Consider the following 24,186-nt stretch of genomic DNA (forward strand, 5'->3'; position numbering starts at 1 on the left):
CTCACCTGTGAATTAGCCAACCGATGGTTTAATATTTTGGTTTAAACGGAACAGGTTATCAGGATCATATTTATTTTTAATCTCAACAAGTCGGCCCCATACCTCATCGGTGTAAGCGTCTTTGACTCTTTCTTCCCCTTCATCGCTAAGAAAATTGACATACACACCTTGGGAAAACGGTTCTGTAGCCTGATGAAAGTTTTTTGCCCAGGCCATGCACAGGTCATCATCAGCACTGTTCTGCCAGCGCGTATGAATATTAAGGACAAAAGGTGTACCACGATGGGCAAATGCTGTAAGAGTTTCACCAACCCGACTGGGAGCACCTTCCATGTGAGGAATGAATATTTCGCACTCCTCTGTCGGCATTCCTTTTGCGTAAGACAGTATTCGACCGACGCAGTCATCGGAAAGCTCTTTCAGATGGTGAGACTTCCAGTAGTTCCTGGCTCCATGTGTGACCAGACCATCAAACCCGGCCTGCCACTCTACCCATGGTGTCATACCTGCAAATTCACCATGTGATGGAGTGATATCCTGAATGGGTTTAATTAACTCCTCACCTTCAGCCTGGCTGCCCAGCCAAACAAAAGGAACAAGAAGCACCAATCTGCCATGAACTGTTTCCGGCAGAAAAGGAAGCGGTGGTGCTTTTCTGGCGACCAGCCAAACGGTCATTTCGTCTGGGAGGGTTCTTACATATTCCCGATGAAACCGGAAGTATTGCTCGGCATCCATGAATTTTTTCACAATGATACCTGCAAAAACCTCTGTACCTATGTCTGCACACTGGAACTCAAAGGAAGTCACAACGCCAAAGTTGCCGCCACCACCACACAATCCCCAAAATAAATCAGTATTTTCATCTTTACTTGCAACCAGCAACTCCCCGCTAGCTGTAACGACTTCTGCCGAGAGAAGGTTATCGATGGAAAATCCATATTTCCTGCTTAACCAACCAAACCCCCCGCCAAGCGTTAATCCTCCAACTCCTGTATGCGATACGATTCCAGCCGACACAGCCAGTCCGTAACGCTGGGTTTCCTTATCGACATCACCAAGTAATGCGCCGCCGCCGACACGAACAGTTTTACTCGTCGGATTAACGCTCACAGTACGCATATTGGAGAGATCAATTATTATCCCATTGTCACACGTTGCTTTTCCTGCTGAGTTATGCCCACCGCCACGAACCGCAACCAGCAGGTTGTGTTTTCTCGAAAACTTTACAGCTTCAATAACATCATTTGAATCAGCACATTGAGCGATAATGGCTGGGTATTTATCAAACATTCCGTTCCAAACTTTTCGGGAATCATCGTATCGCGCATCCCCGGGAACAATGAGCTCACCGGTAAGGTTGTTTCGTAATTCTTCAATGCCTGTAATCGTTTGAGGTTTCATGACACTATCTCCATGTTACGCAGACTCTATGCACCCCATAAAAACTGAAATATACATTTAACCTAATCAAGAAATGTGACAGGACAAAATAGCAGGATTACTATTCTAAGTGGCAAACCGGCTACCCTGTACCTCCCATGGCCTTTCCTCCCCATTTCACAATAAGGTTATTTTTAATAGGTCAAGGCTGTAAGTAAAAACGAGTTGTTCACATTGCGCCGAAATTTTGGTTGTTTACAAGTTGTATCAAGCTGCATACAACGAATTATGTAAAGCTTGATACAGCAACCCACAGCAAACAAACAAAAGGGTAAGCAAGGTGTATACATTATTTTTGCTTGATGCCTAAATCAGCGAGCAAAATTACCTCACAATTAAACGTTATGCCACGTTGTGGTGACTGTCAACTCAAGGAGAACTCTTAATCGGACAACTATCGGCAAGCCTGGCGGAAGTAGCACGTAGCCTGATGTGGTCAGGAAAAATCATTCCGTTGGCACTCAAGGATGGAAAACCAGTAGGCTTTTTAACACTCCACGAAAATGCAGGAGCTTAAAGCTTGTCTACATTTTGTTGCTAAAAAACGCACAACGAACTACCCAAAACAGATTAGTTTAATAAATGAAAGACGTTATACATATCTCAATACAAACAGACGGTGAAAAAAGTGGTGAAAATTATTCGTAACGTGATAGCTGCCATCGTATTTGTTTTCATAGGCATTCTTATCGCTTCAAACTATGAGGTGAGAATCCTAGAAGTTTCAGACGGAAACAACGCCATGGTGAAGGCAGGTGAACTTGTCGGTAAAGTCGCGTTTGACTTCAAGTTCGTCAATAAGCACGTGGTCATCCTAAAGAAGTAGGACAGAAAGCCCTGAATATCAGGAAATATCGAAAAAATGCCAGTATACAGGGAGGCAAGTGGCACAGGAAAAAGGAAAGTGGTAGCGAGCTAACTCGGTTACCAGTAAGGGGGAAAGCCCTACATGCTCCGATTTGAGCAAAGGCTCATCTCGATAACTCCAATAGCCTCCAAATAGTTTGAAAACGTGGTACGTCCTCTATTATTTCGCCCTATTACTACTCGGCGTACAATGCCGCATTGGAACAAAATTACAAAATATCAAACTGTAGAAAAGTTTACAAAATATTTGTACTGTGGCGCAAAACACCAAGTTTTAAACCAGGACACTAAGCAACCACCGACTTCAAGCGAGTTTCACACCCAAACGTTTGCCCGATGGCCCCGCCCGGAAGGAAACTTTGAAAAGCAATGACAGGAAACCGGTATCCTCACCGGCAAGTTCTGCTTGAGATAAAGGGTGTAGCCGTAGGATTTCCATACGTCCTGCCAGTGAATCTCCTAACCTGGGTACCAGCAAAACATTTGCTGAGCCAGTCAGGATGAAACGACCAGGATCCCGCCTCCTATCCACTTCCGCTTTTAGAGAGGTAAATAACTCCGGTACCCGTTGCACTTCATCGAGGATTACCCGCTCTGGTAGATCCGCTACATAGCCGACAGGATCAGCTTGAGCTGCAGCTCGCTGTACATCATCATCAAAGGTGTAATACGCAAAGTTTTCTTCTTCCCCGACCCATCGCGCCAAGGTAGTCTTTCCGCATTGCCGCGGTCCATGGATCAGCACCACCGGCGTATCAGCCAAGGCTTCTACAACACGAGCACGAAGAAAACGGGGATATAAATTCTGGTTTATCATAGCGGCTAATCGTAAATGAACAGCCGACCAATTGAAAGTTTACTCGCGACTAATTGAAAATGGAGTATGGCCAGATCACTCTTTAACAAACTTTTTATGGCAGTCAAGATCAGGATATCCGGAGTTACCCATTATTTACTTCATCTCCCATGGCTTTGCCTTCTTTGAATTTGATAACCGTTTTAGCCTGAATAGTCATAGCTTTACCGTTCTGCGGGTTTTTACAATAGAGGAGGGACTATGTCGCTGTAAACAGACATACACCAGTAGGCTCCGGGAATGTTCAAGGCACTTGGTAGTTGTGGCAGTAAAATGACCGAGGGAGCTGCTGCCTCGACGTTTTTTTTTGGATATCATTAGAGGAAACCTGAACAGGAGGCTGTGATAGTATGGCCTGTTATTCAGATTTGTTTTTCATGAAAGGTCTAGTTTTGAAGCGATTTTTCATGACAGAGAAACCTTTTTCGTGCCATAATGAATTTAATAAAGGGAAAAGGAATTCACAACAATGGCCATATATAACCAAAATTCACATACTGGAACCATTTTTCGTGGTTTTTCTATCCCAGAAAAAGGATCATTCCTGGCAGGGTACGCTGAACTCATTGCAGCGCATGGGCTAAAAGTGCCTTTGCCTGATACCCTTTGTATCATAGGGACCAAGCATAAAAAATACGTAGATGGACGCTGGAATGTGTTTACGCCACGTCATAGGCCGGAAGATACGCTTTATGGGCACCTCACATTTGCTCTAAAATATGAAGCGATTGATTTAGGACTCCTTAACGCCTTGTTCCAGGTGGTCAGCGCGACAGACATTGCATCCATAGTTCGATCAGAGCCAACCGGTATTTATAGCCGGAAAATCTGGTTTTTATGGGAGTGGTTACGTGAAAAACGGCTCGATCTTGAAGACGCGGCAAAATGTAACTTCGTCTCCTTGGTTAATAGCAAGCTGCAGTTTGAAGGCATACACGTCCTTTCCAAACGTCACCGGATCCGGAACAACCTGCCGGGAACTAAACATTTCTGTCCTCTTATCAGAAAAACAAAAAAGCTTGAACAATTTCTGGGTAAAAAGCTTTCAGAGGCAGCTGTCAACAACATTAGCCATACGCATCCCGACCTTTTGAGCCGTGCAGCAACTTTCCTTCTCCTGAAAGACTCCAAAGCCTCATACACCATCGAAGGGGAGAGCCCACCACATAACCGCATCGAAAGGTGGGGCAGAATTATCGGTGAGGCAGGAAGCCGCCCTTTAAGTGTCGAAGAGTTTGAGTACCTGCAAAAGCAGGTTATTACGGATAGCCGTTTCATTGAACCGGGACTGCGTACGGAAGGTGGTTTTGTCGGTGAACATGACCGGGTATCAGGCATGCCCATGCCGGATCACATTTCCGCTCGTCCAGACGATCTGAAAACGCTCATGTCAGGCCTGCTTGATACCTACGGGCATCTTCGGGAGAATGAATTTGACGCGGTCCTCATGGCGACGATCATCGCATTTGGCTTCGTGTTCATTCATCCTTTTGAAGATGGCAACGGCCGGATTCACCGCTACCTGTTTCACCATATCCTGGCCGAGAAAGGTTTTGTGCCCAAAGGGCTCATATTTCCGGTGTCAGCCGTTATCCTGGAACGTATCGATGAATACCGGAAAACCCTGGAGCACTATTCAAAACCCAGGCTTGGCTTAATTAAGTGGCGTCCAACAGAAAAAAATAACGTGGAAGTGCTCAATGAAACACTTGACCTATACCGTTATTTTGATGCGACCAAGCAGGCTGAATTTTTCTTTGAATGCGTTGAGGAAACAGTGTCACAAATTTTGCCTGAGGAGGTTGAATATTTACGAAAATATGACCTGCTCAACGCGTTTATTAAGAATTATATCGATATGCCGGACAACCTGGTTGACCTGCTGATCCGCTTTTTGTCCCAGAACAACGGTAAGCTCTCAAAGCGTGGTCGAACCAAAGAGTTTGATAAACTGACAGATAAAGAAATACAGGCTATTGAGATAAAATACGCAGAAATATTTAGATAATTGATGCATCAGACATTTCTGCACCGCCATGAGCTAGAATTTACGGCTCATTTTTCGAGTAAAAACAATTTATTGTTTCGCTTCTCCCTGAACTTGAGGAACCTCTCAAAATGAAAGTTGAAACCGGATTATACAACTCTGCCGGCGAGGTCACCCAAGAGGCCCTGAGGCTTCTCAAATCTCGTAAGGATCTCAATGAAAGCCGAATTAACGCTCTAAAATTAGACATCTAAAAAGGAAATTCCTCTTTGGATGATGATGATGGGAATGGAGATGACGAAAAAGCTTTTCAACTCCATCACAAAGAGTGGTCGGCAGCAACTTTGATTATGTTCTTTTAACTCTATATCCAGGCTTTCTATTGTTACGCATTACAGCAACAATATAAATGAAATCATGGTGTTCTTGCTACATTACAGAAAAAAAAACAGTGAAAGAAGATATCGTCTGAATCCATGTTGAAAGAGGGACCATGTGGAAGGTAAATCTCTTGAATGGCGTTGTATGCTTGTGTATTCCAAGGCAATCCGGCCACTGATTCCAGAGGATTCCGCCATCGTTTTCGGAGGGTAACGACGCATAGAATCAGATGGTAGAAGAAATCTTTTTGGACGAATACTTCAAGGAGATTTTCATACCCAAAAAGATACAGATCCGCACGGCACCACACTTGCTTCAATAGCTACGGCTCAATTAGTGGCATATTCCACTGCATATTTCAGCTTAAATACATGTTATATAATAAATATTAGTAGTAAATATTGTGGTAAAAAAGGGCTTTCCATGAAGGAAAAAATTGGATCAATGGAGCCAATGCTCCCACCTGAAAGCGCACGTGACCTTAACGATCTTGCGCTTGACTTGGTCTCTAAAGCCAGTGATTTTGCAGGAATGCTGAATCCTGTTGTAGCGCGGTCAGAGGGGGATTTGGTTCGTTCCATAAATTGCAATTACTCCAACTTGATTGAGGAGCATGACACGCATCCTCATGATATTGACCGAGCCATAGCACAAGACTATTCAAACGAGCCTGAAAAACGTGCTCTGCAAAAAGAGGCTGTAGCCCATATCGCTGTACAAAAGATGATAGATGAAGGAAAGGCACCGGCATTACCTTTTTTTTCAGGAAGTACCTTTACCCATGTGAAAGAGTTGAAGGAATACTCGGACCTCATCAACAAAAAAACGAGAGAGCAAAAAAGGCCGGATGTCACCTATATGTCACCCGACATAAAAAAAGCACTTAGCCGAAATCGACTAAGTGCTTGATATAACTGGCACGCCAGGCAGGATTCGAACCTGCGACCTACGGCTTAGAAGGCCGTTGGTGTATACTATCCCGTCATGTCCCAAAACCACCTAAACTATCCATTTAATTTAACTTTTCATTTTTCATATATCTGCTATAATACCTTAAATATCCCGCAATATACCCCTAAAAACCGCCAAAAAGTTACCTAATGGTTACCTGAAAATGAGGTCGAAATATGGCTATCCTGGTTGGCTGCAGCAAGTGTAATTCTTTTTATTCACTTAAGAACAAGGTATGCCCTACTTGCAATCTTTCTTTAGCAAAATCTAAACGTTACAAGGTAAATGTCAAGAAGCAGAACGGTAGAAGAATCACTCGAACGATTGATGGTTCACTCTCCCTTGCAAGGACCGTTGAGTCTAAGTTGAAGGTTGAGATTGTGGAGAAAAAGTTACTTCACATCCAAAGAGCTCCTCACATGCAGGATGTTTTTGAAAAATATTTACCATACGCCAAAGCACACAAGAAGAGTTGGAAAGAAGATGAACAGAGGTACAACAGGCACATCAAAGAATATCTTGGCGGTAAGAAACTGGACACAATTTTTGCAAAGGATATCCAGAAGGTCTTGAATGAGATGATGGGCCAAACCAACAACAGAGGAAAGCCCTACTCTGCCCAAAGCATCAAGCACGTCTTCAACATTATGAGGCGGTTGTTCAATTGGGCTATTCAGATGGACATCTATGAAGGAGCCAATCCATGCAAAAAAGTAAAGCCCCCAAAAGTCAACAATCAGGTTACTGAGTGTTTGAGTAAAGAAGAGGTGGATCGCTTACTCAAAACCGTACAAATATGGGGAAATAGGCGTGCTGCTTTAATCATTCATTTTGCTCTATTGACGGGACTCCGGCAAGGCGAAATTTTGGGACTACGGTTTGCAGACATCGACCGAAATGGTGGATTTTTAAAACTCGAAGACCCAAAAGGAAAACCAACGGTTCTCCCTCTTGGCGATGATGCTTTGAAAATCATCGAAGAGGCAGAGAAATTATTGCCAACCCCAGACTGCGAGTGGGTTTTTCCAAACAAATGGGGTAATCGGAGGGTATCTTTCAACAAAATCTGGAACAATATTAAAGATAAAGCCAAGTTACCTAAAAATTTCAGATTCCATGGTCTGAGACATACTTACGCCTCGTATATGGCGAGTTCTGGCGAAGTGGACCTTTATACTCTTCAAAAACTTCTCAATCATCAATCCCCTCAAATGACCCAGCGGTATGCTCATCTGTTAGATGAGGCTCTTAGAAAAAGTGCGAATATAGCTGGAAAGATTCTCAACGGCAGCAATAATGATGAGAGCATTGTGGAGTAACGTCCTTTAGGTGCCTTAGGTTAATATTGCCTATACTAACCTCTACCACAGCGATATCGTGCACCTCCTTAACCTCTCATGGAAATATCAGCTTTCAAGTCACGTGATTATTGTTAGGATTTCGACAGAGCATAAACAGGAAAAAGGTTAACCGCCGCAATTTACCGTCTATTAACCTTACCGTATCGAAGTTCTGAATTCCCAACTGCGACAACGGATGAATTTTTTACTGGAGGTATTTTTTACTCATGTGATCGGGTGCATCCGACGTTTATGGAATCATTTAACACGCCGTATCCTCTTCTCTCGTGAGACCCTTTTTTCCTGCGCACTTTTCTCATACTGATCAAAGAACGAATCAAATTTTGGGCTATATCCGGATTCCCCAACCGGTATAAACGCCTGTAGCCGTTACAGGCAGTGGCATTGACTGCACTTTTATACGGTTCGAAACTTGGCCGGTATCTGTGCAGGAATATCGACATCCCCGACTGTGAGAAAAATCATGTCGAAAAAGGCGTCTAAGGTGCGAAATCCACTGGCCCTATTTTTCACGATTTTAATGATCCTGTTGAGGCCTTCAGCAATGGCATTGGTGAGCCTGGTTTCCACAAAAGGAAGGAGCCTATGCTTATGCTTTTTTATGGTCTTCACGAAATCTTTAATCGGTTCCAATCGACTTCGATTAGCCGTTTGACACCAGTTGTCAAGGAAGTCAGCAGCTTCCTTTCGATCTTTGAAATCCCAGAACTGCTCAAACTCATCACTGAGCACCCAAGCCCTGTGGATACGCCGGTTGCCATTCATGTACAGTGACTTGAGCCGCTGCACACCATCAGCATCTCGTTTTGAAGAATGGCTGTAAAGTAGCCAGCGAAGCCCTTTCAGGGTTGCCCTTCCATCCTTGTCGGCCTTCCTCCACTGCTCCTTGCGTACTTCATCAACCGCAGCATTTAATGCCTTTACAATGTGGAAGCGATCCAGGACCAGAGTAGCTTTGGGTCACCAGTGTTCAATGGCTCCAATATATGTCCGGCTCATGTCGCAGCACGCAGCGATTATCTGTTTACGCTGATACTTGCTGAGTTCATTGACAAAAAAACGATCAATGGTTTCCCTGCCTTTGCCTTGTCCTACCCAGAGCACCTTGGAGCGTTTCAGGTCATAAACGATAGTCGCAAACTTCCTGCCCTTGCAGTAGGATATCTCGTCGATCCCGATATGCGTCAACCCTCTAATCTTGTGCCCCTGCCGCACCCTTGTAATAGTACGATGCAGCATGTCCGAGAGCGTAGATGTTGAAATCTTCAGTAACCCGGCAGCTGCCTTTTGCGTCATGGTGGAGCAGTAGATCAGGAGCGAATATTCAAACCGATAGGTAACCCTGGCATGTCGCGCCGCCCATGGAATGTTCTCCTGGATACGCCCATGTTTTTTGCATTTGATTTCTCTTGGCCGGTAGACAAGAAACACCTTCTTTCCACAGACGGGGATATCACGCCAGATACGCGGTTGTTCCAATTTGTGTACAATCTTGCCGCGTCGATCGCATATGGGGCACCTTGCACCGTTTTTGTGTGGTTTGACCTCCAACCATAGCTCTCTGTACCAGTCGAGGAAGGAGAAACTGACGACACGATACCCTTTAATATTCAGTAATTTTGTAATAAACTTCAGTATGCTCATAGGTCCTTTGTAGTTTCAAGTGAGTGTGGTGACCTACTTGAATGGGGCCTATGAGTATATCTGTCAATCCTTCGGCGGACATTTCATTTTTATCTGCGAGCACAACCCAGTTCTAACGATAAACGGACCACCGTAATTCTCTCCTTTTTCAACTCCCCCCTTAAAGTAAGGGGAGTTAAAAAAGGAGAGAATTACTAAGAGTAAATAATTGATCCAGCCCAATGAAATGCGGGCATCTTTATCCGATCCAGACACCCCGCCTCAGCGTTGGGAAATCCGGATAGACCCAAATTTTGAGTTATACTTTGCGCAGCGTAGTTTCAAGATGTTGTTGGCATAATCAACTTTCCACCAAGCGCCTGACCTCTTGAGACGAATATTGCTGATAAACTTGTTGGCACTTTCTATTGCGCCACTGCCAAGCGGATAGCCACCACGCCGTAAGCGGCCATACTCAATCCTATCCTTGTTATTCTTGAGATAGTTGACCAAGTTGTCCCGCTCTGCCATTACCTCTGCAGTTTTACACTTCATCCTGTTCAGTCCGGCAATCACATGAGAAGCATTATTATGAAATAAGCGCACCTTGGTCTGTTCTATCCACGAACGGGCCTTTTCTGTTTCAGGAAAGTGAATTTTGGCAAAATCATGTAAATGTTCCGAGCAGTGATAATAATCGAGAACTTGCCGACATTCAGGGAAATACCCTTTGACACAGTCCCATATCCACTTCGCTCCATCACCAACAAAACACAGGCGGACTTTGTCCAGTGGAATGATATCCTTCCTCCTCAGGTCAGCCAGAAACTCGCTGAATTCATTGACGTTACTGATTTGATGCCAGCTTAAAAGATGGACAACTTTATCTTTGTCCAACAAATAACCACGAATACCTTTCGCCTCGCGCCAGCAGTGAGGCTGCCTTTTTTTTTCAGTCCTGATTGGAACCATGGCACCGTCAGCAGAAAAGACGAGTACAGGTCGACGGTAATTGTCTTCAGAGATACACTCTATAATCTGAGCAACTTCCTCGGCAGTTGGAGTAATCTCGGCAAGGCTGATTTCCGAGGCGACCTGATTGGTAAGTTTATGCACTGTATCCGCAGAAATATCAAAACGATATATTTCGTTCATCATCTCCGCAGCTTCCTCAAAAGTTTCCTTGGCGCCGAAAAGGGCTGCTATTTTCTGCATATCATATTGGTACTTACCATCCCTGAGGTTAAGAGTATCCTCATATGGGGTATGAACAGCCTTGCACTTTGGGCAGACATAATACGGGCAGTTAATTGTTATTGTTCCAATTGTGGTAACGCACTCTCTTCTATTGTCATATTTTTTATGCACCCTGGAACCACAACCGGTACACGCTAGCGAGGTGATGTGCCTGCCAAGTTCGCCTTGAATAATAATCTGAACCAGTTCCGGGTCTATTGCAGGGTACTTTCTTCTAATGTTTTCGATTATCTCAAAAAGGGTATTATTAGGCGCATCAACACACTGGATAATATGATCAATTTTTCGATCAAGACTTGTATCGTACATGTCTTTATAGCTCTCTTTCCAAGTCTGTGCTTTTTGCGCTGTCGCCATGGCATAACCTCCTGATTTTGCAGAACATTACACCATAAAAGCGTTAATTTTTGAACTAAAAATTCAACTTAAGTGTCTAAAATTACTAACTAAATCGTCCCTCAGTGTGATCGGCTTACGCATTCCATAAACGTCGGATGCACCCCATGTGATCAACTACCGCCCTTTTTCATTGTTTCTTCAATACTCAATGCTATATAATATTTTTATGCAATAGCAGTATTCGTCCAGAGCAAAACTAGTTCAACATCTGATTGTACAAGGACTTTCATGGAAAATTATCTACAGCCTATGGATCGACGAACTCATGACCGGTACCTAATAAATGAAGGTGAAGATATACTCGTTGACTTTAAGGGAGATACAATAAAGGGTGTCTTTACCGTAAGGGATCTTAGCGAGGGAGGTTTAGCATTTTTTGCAGATGGCGTAAAGGGAGATGAGATGTGCAAAAGTGTTCACATTGATTTAGTTTTTGGAAATCATGATGTGATTTTCCGTTCTCTTGTATCACAGATTGTCTTCTGCTGCGACCCTACGAGGTATGGCTTGAAATTTTTGTTCCTTTCTAATTTTGAAAAAAGAGCTTTAAGGGTGTTTATTAATAAATATTGTCAGTAAGTTTTTTTCTACCCAAAACGTAATTATTCAACGAGAAGAAATAATATAAAAAACAGTGCGTTCTCATAGTTTAGCCTTATAGTTAAAGAGTTGAGACATCAACAGGTTCTTACATGCCTGGGGATTCTTATAGTTTAATAGGTGCCGTTGCCGGTTTGCTTGCAGGCAGGGTAATGACCTATGCAAGCTCCGTCTTCAAGGTAACATTCTAGTAGGGATTATCGGCGGCTTTCTCTTCAGACTCTTGGCAATCACTGCCGGTGGCCTGACAAACTCAATATTGTCTGCTGCTGAAAGTGGTCTGTTTTTGAAGATAACTGCCGGATAACTTGCGAGAACCACCATGGAAAAGAGCACGCTAGTTGCTAACACTGGGAAGGTACTGCTGGTTCGTGGCAGCGTAGTAGATATCAGTTTCCAGGTACATCTGCCTCCCATCTACACATTGCTGCACGCAAAAGAAGGGGCAATTGTAATAGAAGTGCTCGCTCAACTCGACACCCATCGTGTCCGTGGAATTGCGTTGACCCCCACACAAGGCCTCGCCCGCGGAGATGTGATCAAGGACACGGGCGGGCCACTGAAAGCTCCAGTCGGTAAGACCATTCTCTCGCGAATGTTCGATGTCTTCGGAAACACTATTGACCAGCAACCCGCGCCGACCGACGTCATGTGGCGCACAGTCCATCGCAACCCACCGACGCTGTCACAGCGCTCTTCCAAATCCGAGATTTTTGAAACAGGCATAAAGGTCATTGATGTCCTTGTGCCGCTGGAGCGTGGCGGCAAAGCCGGACTTTTCGGTGGAGCCGGTGTCGGTAAAACGGTGTTGCTGACCGAGATGATCCACAACATGATCGGACACCAGGAGGGTGTAAGCATTTTTTGCGGCATCGGCGAGAGGTGCCGTGAAGGTGAGGAGCTGTACCGCGACATGCGGGATGCTGGCGTTTTACCGAACATGGTGATGATCTTCGGTCAGATGAACGAGCCGCCGGGCAGCCGGTTCCGCGTGGGCCACGCCGCCCTGACCATGGCTGAATATTTTCGGGACGATGAGCACCGTGACGTGCTTCTGCTGATTGATAACATTTTTCGTTTTATTCAGGCTGGTATGGAGGTGTCAGGTTTGATGGGCCAAATGCCGTCGCGTCTGGGATACCAGCCGACCATGGGCACGGAGTTGTCCCATCTTGAAGAGCGCATCGCCAATACCAACGCAGGAGCAATTACCTCCATCCAGGCGGTCTATGTACCGGCAGACGACCTGACCGACCCGGCAGCGGTTCACACCTTTTCGCATCTTTCATCATCCATCGTACTGTCACGCAAGCGCGCAGGCGAAGGGCTGTACCCCGCTATTGATCCACTGCAATCCAGTTCCAAAATGGCTACACCCAGCATCATCGGCGAACGACATTATCATCTGGCGCGGGAAATCAGGCGGACACTTGCCCAATATGCTGAACTAAAGGACATAATCGCCATGCTCGGCCTTGAGCAACTGTCGCCGGAAGATCGCAATGTCGTTGCCCGTGCCCGTCGATTAGAGCGTTTTCTCACCCAGCCATTTTTTACAACCGAGCAGTTCACAGGCCTTACAGGAAAACTTGTTACCTTGGAAGATGCTTTGGATGGTTGTGAGCAAATTCTGAGTGATGAGCTGAAAGACTACCCGGAAAGTGCGTTCTACATGATCGGAACCATTGACGAGGCCAGGAAAAAAGCCACACCGAAACCAGAAAAGGAGGTCGAAAATGCAGCCGTCACTCATGACGCTTAAAATTCTCCTGCCGTTTCAGATCTTCGCCGACAAAACAGGCATCACACGTATCGTAGCTGAAACCAGGGCCGGATCGTACGGAATTCTACCGAGGAGACTTGATTGCGTCGCGCCTCTCGTGCCTGGGATATTGATTTACGAAAACGATGAAGAGGGCGAAATTTATGTGGCCGTCGATGAAGGGATTCTGGTGAAAACCGGCCCGAATGTATTTGTTTCTGTACGCAATGCCATCGACGGAACAGACCTCAGACAATTGCAGGAAGCGGTGGAGCTGGAGTTTCTAGACCTGAATGAACGTGAACAGAACGTTCGCTCGGTGCTGGCAAAAATGGAGAGTGGTTTCATCCACCGCTTTACAGAGTTTCAGCATGGCAGATAAACTCGAAAAACGGCCGTCAAAGTCGAATCCGCCGTTCATCCAGGAGGTTGGCAGGAAGGCCAAGAACAAGCTCAAGGCGCAGCGAAAGACCACCCGCAACGTATGGTTTGGCCTGGGAATGATGGGGCTTGTCGGCTGGTCGGTGGTGGTTCCGACCCTGCTCGGTGCGGCGCTTGGCATCTGGCTGGACGGGCGTCACGCAAGCAGTCATTCCTGGACCCTGATGCTGCTGATTATTGGCTTAGGGCTCGGCTGTTTCAATGCCTGGCACTGGGTGGCCAAGGAAGACAGAGAAATACAGGCGGACCAGGAGGATAATGATGAGTGAAACTTTGACGGTATTACTCGTTATAGTGGCCGGTTTTATTCTCGGACTACTGTTTTTTGGGGGCCTGTGGTGGACCGTGAACAGGGGACTGTCATCCCGGCGGCCAACCCTGTGGTTCATGGGAAGTTTTGTGCTACGAACAGCCATTGTCCTGGCGGGTCTGTATCTTGTCGCTGGCGATGATTGGCAGCGGTTACTGCTCTGCCTCTTCGGATTCATCATAGCGCGGGCCATCGTGCGCCGATACACCGACCGGCAACCCAACCAACAGTGCCTGCCAGCAAAGGAGGCCGGACATGCGACTGACTCCTGACGAGATTATTTTCTGGCAATATGGCTTTTTTAAGCTCAACGCAACTATTGTCTTCACCTGGATGCTGATGTTCCTACTCGCTGTCGGCGCAAAACTGATCACCCGGCATCTCTCCACGGACCTGACACGCTCCCGCTGGCAGAACCTGCTGGAGATCATCGTCACCACCATCGAAAAACAAATTTCCGAGGTGGGCCTCAGTCAACCACGGCCATATCTTGGCTTTCTCGGCACCCTCTTCCTGTTCATCGCTGCAGCCAGCCTCTGTACCATCTTTCCGGGCTATGAACCGCCCACTGGCTCGCTGTCAACCACAGCGGCACTCTCACTGTGCGTCTTTGTTGCGGTACCCTTTTACGGCATTGCGGAACAGGGGCTGCCTGAATATCTGCACTCCTACATGAAGCCGACACTCATCATGCTGCCCTTCAACATCATCAGTGAGATTTCACGCACCCTCGCCCTGGCTATCCGCCTGTTCGGCAACATGATGAGCGGCACCATGATAATCGCCATCCTGCTCACGATTACGCCCTTTATCTTTCCTATTCTAATGACTTTGCTCGGGCTGCTTACCGGCATGGTACAGGCATATATCTTCAGCATCCTGGCTGCAGTGTATATCGCAGCGGCGGCACAAGTCAGAAAAACCAGGCAAAAAGTCGATAACGACAGAAACCACCAACATGTACACATCTTACCCTAGGAGCTGCTATGTATGACATGACTATTATCGCGGTGGCATCGATCGTCATCGCCGGTATCACGACTAGTTTTGGCACCATGGGGCCTGCTCTGGCTGAAGGCAGAGCGGTCGCCACAGCGCTTAGTTCTCTCGCCCAGCAGCCAGATGCCTCCTCGACGATCACCCGGACCTTATTCGTCGGCCTGGCGATGATAGAATCCACAGCTATTTACTGTTTCGTGGTCTCGATGATCCTCATCTTCGCCAACCCCTTCTGGAACCATGTCATAGCCCAGGCAGCAGGGAAATAGGCATATGTTAATCGACTGGTTCACCGTGGGAGCACAGGTAGTCAATTTCGCCATTCTGGTGTGGTTGCTCAAACGCTTTCTGTACAAGCCCATCATCGATGCCATTGATGCCCGTGAAAAGCGAATAGCACTTGCACTTGCAGACGCCGATGCGAAAACGGCCGAAGCCCAAAAGGAACGTGACGAATTTCTGGCAAAGAGTGAAGAATTTGATCGGCAACGGGCTACGCTTTTCATTCAGGCAACAGAAGAGGCACATGCTGAACGCCGACGACTCTTCGACGAGGCGCGGCAAGCCGCTGAGGAATTGCGGGTGAAACGACAAGAAGCAATACGAAACGAAGCCTCTCTCTTGCATGAGGCCATCAGCCGCCGAACCCGTGAAGAGGTTTTTGCTATCACGCGCAAAACCCTTGCAGACCTTGCCACAACCAATCTGGAAGAACGGTTGGTGGAGGTGTTCACTCGTCGTTTAGAAGAGATGGATGACAAAGTGAAAACAGATCTTGTTGCATCTTTGACGAAAACATCAGATCCGGCGATAGTACGCACAGCCTTTGAGTTGCCTCCAGCGCAACAGGCGGTATTGCAAAATGCTCTCAACGAGACGTTTTCGACTGAAATCCGCATCCGCTTTGAGACTGCACCCAATCTGATCAGCGGCATTGAGCTCGCCACCGATGGCCAAAAGATTGCGTGGTCCATTGCCGATTACCTGCTGTCCCTGGAAAGGGCTATCGACGAACTGCTCCAAGAGGAGAAGCAAACTGAAGCTAAGCTTGAACCATCTACTCAGGAAAGAACAAACCCATGAAGATGGCAGCCGAAATTCTTGAGAACCTTTTCGACAGCACCTTTGCCGAGATACGCCAGGCGCGGGAAATCTTTGCTCCGCAACTGCAGCTGCTGGAGACAGGGACGATCATCAGTGTCGCTACCGGCATCGCCAAGGTATCGGGCCTCCCCGGGGTCGGCTCCGATGAACTGGTGATGTTTCCAGGGGGTGTTCTCGGTGTCGCTTTCAACGTGGACGCAAACGAAATCGGCGTTGTTCTCTTTGGTGATTACTCGCACCTGCATGCCGGCGATGAAGTGCAGCGTACAGGTAGAGTAATGGACGTCGGTGTCGGTAAAGGATTGCTGGGGCGGGTTATCGATCCGCTCGGGCGTCCCCTCGATGGTAACGGCCCAGTGGCCGTGAGCCGGCGTCTGCCCATCGAACGTCCCGCTGCCGCCATCATGGATCGCGCGCCAGTAACGGAGCCGCTCCAGACCGGTCTCAAAGTTATCGATGCACTCATCCCTGTTGGCCGGGGTCAGCGGGAGTTGATTCTTGGGGATCGTCAGACAGGTAAGACTACCATTGCCATCGACACAATTATAAATCAGCGTGACAAGGATGTCCTCTGTGTCTATTGCTCCATCGGCCAGCGGGGATCAGCCATTGCCAAAGCTCTGGCGACCCTGCAGCAGAAAGGCGCCATGGAGTACACCGTTCTTGTCGTTACTGAGGGAAATGATCCACCTGGTCTCTCGTATATCGCTCCTTACGCTGCAACCAGTATTGCCGAGTTTTTCATGGAGGCAGGACGGGATGTGCTGATCGTGTACGACGATCTCACCCATCACGCCCGAGCCTATCGTGAGCTGTCGCTATTGCTGCGTCGTCCTCCCGGACGCGAAGCGTTTCCGGGAGATATCTTTTATATCCACTCGCGGCTGTTGGAGCGTGCAACACATCTACGCCAGGAACTCGGGGGCGGCTCTCTCACCGCTTTGCCCATTATCGAGACAGAAGCGCAAAACATTTCAGCCTACATTCCAACCAATCTGATTTCCATCACCGATGGGCAGATCTACCTCTCGCCCGCCTTGTTCGAACTTGGCGTGCTGCCCGCGGTTGACGTCGGCAAATCTGTTTCACGGGTTGGGGGCAAAGCGCAGCGAGCAGCCTATCGGGCGGTAGCAGGAGACCTCAAGCTCGCATATGCGCAATTTGAAGAGCTTGAGACCTTCTCTCGGTTTGGCGCTCGCCTCGATGAGGCTACCCGTAGCATAATCGAGCATGGAAAGCGGATTCGTTTCTGCCTCAAGCAACCGGAATCGGAACCTTTATCGATGCCGACCCAAATTGCGGTGCTGCTGGCGTTGACCGCCGGACTTTTTGACAGCGTGCCATTTGACAAGATTAAGGATGCTGAACACGCTGTGCAGGAAGCCGCAGCCAACATCCCGGCTGAGGTACGTGCACGTCTGGATAGCGCTGGAAAAATGAGTAACGAGGATCGCGAATCAATTCTTTTCATCGCCCGTGAATCATGCGTACGTTTTCAGCGTGCTGCTGGATCTGCCTCCAAGCGGGATGATTAGGTATCAGACATGACAAAACAGGCCAAACCATGACAGAGGAGTGACTACGAATGCTGATAAAATTCCGATATTGGTGGCAGGAACAACGGTCGAGCTTCTGGTTCGTTCCCAGCGTGATAGTCCTGGACGCCGTAGTGCTCGCCACAATCCTGATAGTTATTGATACGACCATAGACCTTGGGGTTGTCGAAGGGTGGCCACTGGTCTTTGGTTCCGGTGCGGCTGGTGCCCGTGGCTTGCTCACCACTGTTGCCAGCTCGATGATCACGGTAGCCGGATTAGTGTTCTCCATTACTCTCGTGGCCCTTTCCCTGGCATCCAGTCAATACACATCACGAGTCATTCGTAATTTTATGCGCGACCGCGTCAACCAGGGTGTTCTCGGCATCTTTGTCGGCATTTTTGCCTACTGCCTGGTTGTACTCAGGACCATCCGTGGTGGGGATGAAGAGATGTTCGTTCCTGCGCTGGCAGTGCTGGTTGGTTTGCTTTTCGCCTTCGTTGGTATCGCCGTTCTGATCTTCTTCATTCACCACATCTCGATATCCATCCAGGCATCGAGTATTATTGCCGGGGCCGCAGAGGAAACAATTGCAGCCGTGGATCACCTGTTTCCAGAACGACTGGACGACGATGAGGAAGAAAACAAAGACGGTGATTTTTCGACATCTCTGGCCCATCGACCCTGGTATGCCGTTCCGGCCAGGAAGAGCGGCTACATTGAGAGTGCCGACATGAACATACTCCTCGATATTGCAAGGGAACAGCGAATCATTTTACGGATGGAGCGCGGAGTCGGAGAGTTTGTCGTCGAGGGGGCACCACTGGTCTCAGTCATGAATCTGATTAATCCGAAAGAAGAGCTGATAGCCAAGTTGAACTCGATCTATGCTATCAGCCGCCAGCGCACTGTAGACCAAGATGCCTCCTTTGGGATTCGGCAGATAGTGGACATCGCCATGAAAGCACTGTCGCCTGGCATCAATGACACAACCACCGCGATTATGTGTATAGATTACCTGGCGGCGATAATGGTTCGAATTGCTGCGCGCCGAATGTCGCCCCCCCATTATCTCGATAACGGCGAACTGCGAGTCATTGCCCGAGGCCCGAGCTTTGAGAGCCTACTGTCAGAAGCCTTCGACCAGATACGACAGCACGGTGCAAGCAACATTGCGATCTTGTTGCGTATGCTCGGTGCACTGCAAACCATTGCACATCAAACAACCAATGCCTGCCGGTGTCGGGAAGTCCATAATAAAGTGCAGTGTATTGCAGATCTGGCCGAACGTACCATTACGTTCCCCTACGACCGGGAACGGTTTCAGAGCCGACTGATACAGGTGCAGAAGTCGCTAATGTCGTGCTGACATTGAAAGGGGGTAAATATATGCTGCCATCTTTTCCTGATCTCATCAGGCGGTTTGGTTATAAACAACAGTGTTGGAGATGACCAATCCACAGATAATCTCGATAGGAAAATAGAACCGCGTGTCTTTCCAAACATAGCAACAAAGCCACCTGAGGCGTTATGAGTGACACTATAGCGAGCCTGCGTCGACAATTAAGCGGAGCTGAAGATCTGCAATCTGTTGTCCGCACCATGAAGGCCGTGGCTGCTTCAAGTATAGGACAATATGAAAAATCAGTGCGTGCGTTGAGCGACTACCATAGTGTTGTGGAGCTCGGATTGGAGGCATGCTTCCGGTATACAACCTCTCATCCTATATTTGCCAAGGACACCCTGCCTCAAGATGCACAGAGGACCAGTGCTGTCGTTTTTGGTTCAGACCAAGGACTGGTAGGCCGGTTTAATGATGAGGTGGCCAGTTATGCGGTGCAGACACTCTCAGCCTTGCCGATCAAACCCGAGATATGGATGGTTGGTGAGCGTGTCCATGCTCATTTGGCAGATGAGGAAATGCACCTGATGGGACAATTCGCCATACCGAACACCGTCAAAGCCATCACGCCGTTCGTCGGAAAAATTCTTATGGAGATAGGGACGCGCCACAGTCAGAATGATGGAGCTGAGTTATATCTCTTCTATAATCGGCCTGCCAGCGGTTCCGCCTATACACCAGTCAGCCAACGGCTGCTCCCTTTGGACGAAGAGTGGCAAGACAACCTTGCAGAACGTACTTGGCCCTCTGAAAACCTGCCGGAGGTCATAGGGGGCAGTATAATGACCTTGCAGATGCTCATTAGGGAATATCTTTTCGTCTCGCTCTTCCGGGCGTGTGCCGAGTCGCTGGCAAGTGAGAACGCAAGCCGTCTGGCAGCGATGCAACGTGCCGACAACAACATTAACGAATTAATGGAGGACCTCAAGAGAACATTCCATCACTTGCGCCAGAGTGGTATTGACGAGGAGATGTTTGACGTTATTTCCGGTTTCGAAGCGTTGAATGGAAAGGAAACCTAATGCACAACCAAAAGTCAAAGAAGCTGAAATGTCGAGGAGTCGAACGAGGGGAACAAAAGTAGCTGAAAGGAAAAAATCAATAACAAAACACAGGGGGCAATATGACAAAATCAGACCGCACCATGACACAAAAGATGGGGATCTGGATCGATCGCAGAGAGGCCATTTTAGTCTCATTACAAGACGCCAAGACATCTATTGAGCGGATCGAATCAAATGCCGAAAGTCACTTTCGTCCATCAGGTGGGTGGAAGGCCTCTGGGACGAGTGTGGCCCAGTCTATATCAAAAGAAAAAACAGCGGACGAGCGCCGCAAGCAACAATTTCATAAATTCTACCAGGAGGTAATCGAGAAGACTGACAAAAGCGACAATATCTACATTTTTGGCCCAGGGGAGGCGAAACTTGAATTGGTAAAAGAAATTGAGAAAATAAAAGACCGACACGAAAGAATTGCAGCAGTCGAAACCTGCGACAGCTTAACTGAAAACCAGATAGTTGCCCAAGTGAAATCATTTTTTTCATCGCTATAGTATCAGCTCGGCTGAGTAAGAGCAATTTGCATCGACACTAATCGACAACAGAACCAGGCGACGCATATTGACAGCAGGGGACGTTGGCTTATAACCTGTTGCCCCTTCGTGGTTACAGCTTGCTGCAAGCACTGCATTTCCCTGCAGCAAGTGAGCTTCATGGCATGCTGTTCAAAGTGATGGCCTCGTATGTCAACTTTTTTGCAGAGACCATCTCCACAGTCAAGATAACTTTTTGCGAGAGCATCGAAAACCAATGAATATATCAGACTGGCTGGATGAAAAAGAAGCAGAGGGTGCAGATGTATCACAAATCGTATTGCCGAGAAATATGGCGTTTGATCAAGACCCGGATGAAACTATTTTTTTTAAAATAATTAATCCATGTGGGATTTTCTGTACAGAAAATCATCCCTTTTCGACGGTCGAACGTTTTGGACACTGGTATTATGCCAGAGGTCAAGACAAGAAAGCCGGTATTCATTCATCAGCAATGAAGTGGAGATTTTTTACAAAAAATAAAAATCTTGCCCTCCAAACTGCTAAAGCACACATAGAATAATGTCTTTCCAGAATGGTGTGATTTCCCCTTAATCTAGGTGCTCAAAAAAATGGCTCTTTGTCATTAATTAATTTGCTGCGGTTTCTATAGATTTTTCACGACATCTTCTGCATTGAAATTTGCAGTTTTTTTGTTTTGTAATGGGTGAGTTGTCGTTTTTAAAATAATGCACCTTACTGAAAATGAAGATAAGCCTCTCTGAGGTTGCGAGTAAACAGCGAGGAGATGTTAAACATGAACCCTGAGCGTTATCTGCCTCGATCTTTGCCCCCAGCAATGAAAGGGTTAACTGACCTGGCTCTTGATCTGCGTTGGAATTGGAATCATTGTGCTGATGCTTTATGGAAAAGCGTTGATCCTGAAAGATGGGAAGCTACCGAAGATCCGTGGCTCATTCTGGAAAGCATATCAAGAAAGCGCTTGGAAGCGCTGGCCGCTGACTCTACTTTTTTAAATGAGTTGCATCGCCAGCTCGCCAACCGTCAGGCTTACCTTCGTCAATCATCATGGTTTTACAAAAGCCACGATGAAGCTGAACTGGGAACAGTGGCATATTTCAGCATGGAGTTCGGATTAAGTGATGCTCTGCCTATCTATTCAGGTGGTCTGGGGGTGCTCGCCGGTGATTTTTTGAAGACTGCAAGTGATTTGGGAATTCCTCTTGTCGGTATCGGGCTACTCTATCAGCAAGGATATTTTCATCAGGCACTGGACACCAATGGTGACCAGTTGGCTTTTTTTCCATATAACAATCCCACCATGTTACCAGTGTTGCCATTGCAGGGTTCTGATGGAGAATGGTTACGTGTTAGTGTGGAACTGCCGGGCCGTACATTGTGGCTGCGTGGTTGGCAGGCGCAGGTTGGGAGAGTTTCACTGTATTTACTGGACAGCAACGATCTTCTCAATGCTCCGGGCGACCGAGGCATTACCGGTGAGCTTTACGGCGGTGGAATTGAAATGCGTCTGCAACAGGAGATCGTGCTTGGCATCGGCGGCTGGCGGTTGCTGGAGGCCTTGAATATTTCTCCTTTAGTATGTCATCTTAACGAAGGGCACGCTGCCTTTGTCATACTTGAACGCGCCCGTCGCTTCATGGAGCAAACCGATCGGACATTTTCCATCTCTCTTCTTGGCACCAGGGCCGGTAATATCTTTACGACGCATACCCCGGTTGCCGCAGGTTTCGATCGGTTTCCACGGAAAATTATGACGCAATACTTTTCTGATTATGCGCATCATCATCTCGGTATATCCATGGACGAACTGCTTTCCCTGGGTCATGATCATGGTAGCGATGACAGTAACTTTTTTAACATGGCTTATCTCGCCTTACGCGGTTGTGGTAGGGTCAATGGAGTCAGCCGCTTGCATGGAGAGGTCTGCGGTCGTATTTTTCTCCCCCTCTTTTCCCGTTGGCCCAAGCATGAAATACCCATCAGTCATATAACCAACGGCGTGCACATGCCATCATGGGATTCAGCGGCGGCCGATGCATTATGGACGGAACATTGTGGCAAAGGGAGTTGGCTCAGCACTCTGGAAACCATTGAACAGGTCTGGCGAAGGGTAGATGATGATAAATTGTGGTCCATGCGGAACCAGGCTCGGCAGCCACTTGTTAAGGCAGTACGGAGACGTCTGGTGCGCCAGCATGCGGCCTGTGGCGTGACAAAAGAAGGTCTTATGCAATGTCTCCAAGTTCTTGATCCGAATGTCCTGACTATCGGCTTCGCAAGACGCTTCGCGGGTTATAAACGACCAACATTGCTCCTTGCCGATCCAGACCGTCTGACTCGCTTGCTTATCGACGCTCAACGTCCCGTGCAGCTAATTATCGCCGGCAAAGCCCACCCTCAGGACGAAGAAGGAAAGCGTATGGTGCGAGAGTGGAATGATTACCTGCGCAGACCGGAGGTTCGTGAACGCGCGGTGTTTCTCGAAGACTACGATATGGGGCTCGCTGCCGAATTGGTCCAAGGCGTGGACCTTTGGTTGAACACACCGCGGCGTCCCTGGGAAGCAAGCGGCACCAGCGGCATGAAGGTGCTTGTCAACGGGGGGCTGAATCTGTCCGAGTTGGACGGATGGTGGGCTGAGGCCTATGATCCGGAAGTGGGTTGGTCTCTTGGCGACGGGCAGGAGCACGATCATGATGCAGCCTGGGATGCAGTGGAAGCTGAGGAGCTGTATATGCTTTTAGAGGAAGAGGTTGTGCCAGCTTTCTACACCCGTGATGAGAAAGGAATACCAACGGCATGGATGGCTAGGATGCGGCAGAGTCTAGCCCGGTTGACGCCCATGTTTTCCTGTAATCGGATGGCCCGGGAATATACTGAAGATTACTACATACCTGCAGCCGCTGCATATCAGCGGCGAGAGGCAGGAAATGCGAGCCTTTCGGCCACCATGAAACAGTGGGAGGTGTCACTAGCCAATCATTGGCACAAGATACGTTTTGGTCAATTCTCGGTGCAGGAATCTTTGGTTCGGAACCTGTTTCAGGCTGAAGTCCACTTGGGCAAATTAGAGCCAGCAGCGGTCCAGGTTGAATTATACGCTGAGGCGTTGTCACACAATTCAAATCCAGTACGCGTGACCATGGATCGAGGCGAGATGCTTGCTGGATCTGACAACGGCTACCTATACCATGCAACTGTACCTAAAGGGCGTCCGTCAAGGGATTATACACCACGGGTAATTCCATATCATCTGGAGGCCTCCGTGCCACTGGAGGCTAATTTTATTCTCTGGTGGGAGTGAAATGGGCAGCAAAGGCAAGAGAAGTCA

General features: G+C 47.7%; 20 protein-coding genes and 4 pseudogenes. 19 read left to right on the top strand and 5 right to left on the bottom strand.

The window, feature by feature from the left end; translation table 11 throughout:
- Nucleotides 1–12: 12 nt before the first annotated feature.
- Complete coding sequence (locus JWH17_RS05700; protein WP_205221624.1) at nt 13–1,404, bottom strand: FAD-binding oxidoreductase; 1,392 nt, start codon at nt 1,402–1,404, stop codon at nt 13–15.
- 667 nt (nt 1,405–2,071) lie between these two features.
- Between JWH17_RS05700 and JWH17_RS05705 the strand changes: the two genes are divergently transcribed.
- Nucleotides 2,072–2,269, top strand: a complete 198-nt coding sequence (locus tag JWH17_RS05705) for a hypothetical protein (protein ID WP_205221625.1) — start codon at nt 2,072–2,074, stop codon at nt 2,267–2,269.
- Between the two features lie 348 nt (nt 2,270–2,617).
- Here JWH17_RS05705 and JWH17_RS05710 read toward each other — a convergent pair.
- Nucleotides 2,618–3,127, bottom strand: a pseudogene (locus tag JWH17_RS05710) (ATP-binding protein); the annotation flags it as partial.
- Nucleotides 3,128–3,251: 124 nt separating this feature from the next.
- Nucleotides 3,252–3,338, bottom strand: a pseudogene (locus JWH17_RS24555) (hypothetical protein); the annotation flags it as partial.
- 297 nt (nt 3,339–3,635) lie between these two features.
- Between JWH17_RS24555 and JWH17_RS05720 the strand changes: the two are divergent.
- The 3 genes from JWH17_RS05720 to JWH17_RS05730 all read left to right on the top strand — a co-directional run bounded on the left by JWH17_RS05720 (nt 3,636) and on the right by JWH17_RS05730 (nt 7,804).
- The gene (locus JWH17_RS05720; protein WP_205221627.1) at nt 3,636–5,174 is read left to right on the top strand and encodes a Fic family protein; all 1,539 of its coding nucleotides are present in this window, start codon (nt 3,636–3,638) and stop codon (nt 5,172–5,174) included.
- 783 nt (nt 5,175–5,957) lie between these two features.
- Entirely contained in the window at nt 5,958–6,443 is a 486-nt protein-coding gene (locus tag JWH17_RS05725) for a hypothetical protein (RefSeq protein ID WP_205221628.1), read from the top strand.
- A gap of 218 nt (nt 6,444–6,661) precedes the next feature.
- The gene (locus JWH17_RS05730) at nt 6,662–7,804 is read left to right on the top strand and encodes a tyrosine-type recombinase/integrase (RefSeq protein WP_205221629.1); all 1,143 of its coding nucleotides are present in this window, start codon (nt 6,662–6,664) and stop codon (nt 7,802–7,804) included.
- A gap of 438 nt (nt 7,805–8,242) precedes the next feature.
- On the opposite strand, the pseudogene JWH17_RS23670 reads toward JWH17_RS05730, so the two are convergent.
- Together JWH17_RS23670 and JWH17_RS05745 are read right to left on the bottom strand one after the other, a co-directional pair.
- Nucleotides 8,243–9,490, bottom strand: a pseudogene (locus JWH17_RS23670) (ISL3 family transposase).
- A 288-nt stretch (nt 9,491–9,778) separates the two neighbouring features.
- Nucleotides 9,779–11,083, bottom strand: a pseudogene (locus tag JWH17_RS05745) (ISKra4 family transposase); the annotation flags it as partial.
- A gap of 270 nt (nt 11,084–11,353) precedes the next feature.
- Between JWH17_RS05745 and JWH17_RS05750 the strand changes: the two are divergent.
- The 15 genes from JWH17_RS05750 (at nt 11,354) to glgP (ending at nt 24,159) form a co-directional block, all read left to right on the top strand.
- On the top strand, nt 11,354–11,704 hold the full coding sequence (locus JWH17_RS05750; protein WP_205221632.1) for a PilZ domain-containing protein: 351 nt from the start codon (nt 11,354–11,356) through the stop codon (nt 11,702–11,704).
- 343 nt (nt 11,705–12,047) lie between these two features.
- Complete coding sequence (atpD, locus tag JWH17_RS05755; protein ID WP_205221633.1) at nt 12,048–13,487, top strand: F0F1 ATP synthase subunit beta; 1,440 nt, start codon at nt 12,048–12,050, stop codon at nt 13,485–13,487.
- On the top strand, nt 13,462–13,869 hold the full coding sequence (locus JWH17_RS05760) for a F0F1 ATP synthase subunit epsilon (RefSeq protein ID WP_205221634.1): 408 nt from the start codon (nt 13,462–13,464) through the stop codon (nt 13,867–13,869). Before atpD ends, JWH17_RS05760 begins: the two co-directional genes overlap by 26 nt.
- The gene (locus tag JWH17_RS05765; RefSeq protein ID WP_205221635.1) at nt 13,859–14,197 is read left to right on the top strand and encodes an AtpZ/AtpI family protein; all 339 of its coding nucleotides are present in this window, start codon (nt 13,859–13,861) and stop codon (nt 14,195–14,197) included. Before JWH17_RS05760 ends, JWH17_RS05765 begins: the two co-directional genes overlap by 11 nt.
- Nucleotides 14,187–14,510, top strand: a complete 324-nt coding sequence (locus JWH17_RS05770) for an N-ATPase subunit AtpR (RefSeq protein ID WP_232370928.1) — start codon at nt 14,187–14,189, stop codon at nt 14,508–14,510. The genes JWH17_RS05765 and JWH17_RS05770 overlap by 11 nt, the downstream gene beginning before the upstream one ends.
- A complete protein-coding gene (locus JWH17_RS05775; RefSeq protein ID WP_205221636.1) occupies nt 14,494–15,216 on the top strand; it encodes a F0F1 ATP synthase subunit A in 723 nt (240 codons plus the stop codon). Before JWH17_RS05770 ends, JWH17_RS05775 begins: the two co-directional genes overlap by 17 nt.
- 8 nt (nt 15,217–15,224) lie before the next feature.
- Nucleotides 15,225–15,506 (top strand): F0F1 ATP synthase subunit C, encoded by a 282-nt coding sequence (locus JWH17_RS05780; RefSeq protein ID WP_205221637.1) that lies wholly within the window; start codon nt 15,225–15,227, stop codon nt 15,504–15,506.
- A 4-nt stretch (nt 15,507–15,510) separates the two neighbouring features.
- Complete coding sequence (locus JWH17_RS05785) at nt 15,511–16,320, top strand: F0F1 ATP synthase subunit delta (RefSeq protein ID WP_205221638.1); 810 nt, start codon at nt 15,511–15,513, stop codon at nt 16,318–16,320.
- Nucleotides 16,317–17,876 carry an alternate F1F0 ATPase, F1 subunit alpha gene (locus JWH17_RS05790; protein WP_205221639.1) on the top strand — a complete coding sequence of 520 codons (1,560 nt, stop codon included), beginning with the start codon at nt 16,317–16,319 and terminating at the stop codon, nt 17,874–17,876. The genes JWH17_RS05785 and JWH17_RS05790 overlap by 4 nt, the downstream gene beginning before the upstream one ends.
- Before the next feature lie 50 nt (nt 17,877–17,926).
- Complete coding sequence (locus JWH17_RS05795; RefSeq protein WP_232370929.1) at nt 17,927–19,246, top strand: DUF2254 domain-containing protein; 1,320 nt, start codon at nt 17,927–17,929, stop codon at nt 19,244–19,246.
- A 161-nt stretch (nt 19,247–19,407) separates the two neighbouring features.
- On the top strand, nt 19,408–20,301 hold the full coding sequence (locus JWH17_RS05800; protein ID WP_205221640.1) for a F0F1 ATP synthase subunit gamma: 894 nt from the start codon (nt 19,408–19,410) through the stop codon (nt 20,299–20,301).
- A 101-nt stretch (nt 20,302–20,402) separates the two neighbouring features.
- Nucleotides 20,403–20,834 (top strand): hypothetical protein, encoded by a 432-nt coding sequence (locus tag JWH17_RS05805; RefSeq protein ID WP_205221641.1) that lies wholly within the window; start codon nt 20,403–20,405, stop codon nt 20,832–20,834.
- A gap of 83 nt (nt 20,835–20,917) precedes the next feature.
- Nucleotides 20,918–21,094 (top strand): hypothetical protein, encoded by a 177-nt coding sequence (locus tag JWH17_RS05810; protein WP_205221642.1) that lies wholly within the window; start codon nt 20,918–20,920, stop codon nt 21,092–21,094.
- Nucleotides 21,091–21,396 (top strand): hypothetical protein, encoded by a 306-nt coding sequence (locus JWH17_RS05815; RefSeq protein ID WP_205221643.1) that lies wholly within the window; start codon nt 21,091–21,093, stop codon nt 21,394–21,396. The genes JWH17_RS05810 and JWH17_RS05815 overlap by 4 nt, the downstream gene beginning before the upstream one ends.
- Nucleotides 21,397–21,630: 234 nt before the next feature.
- A complete protein-coding gene (gene glgP / locus JWH17_RS05820; protein WP_205221644.1) occupies nt 21,631–24,159 on the top strand; it encodes an alpha-glucan family phosphorylase in 2,529 nt (842 codons plus the stop codon).
- The last annotated feature ends 27 nt before the right edge of the window (nt 24,160–24,186 follow it).

Origin of the sequence: Desulfogranum marinum (assembly GCF_016918565.1) — a bacterium.
In the GTDB taxonomy this organism is placed as follows: Bacteria; Desulfobacterota; Desulfobulbia; order Desulfobulbales; family Desulfobulbaceae; genus Desulfogranum; species Desulfogranum marinum.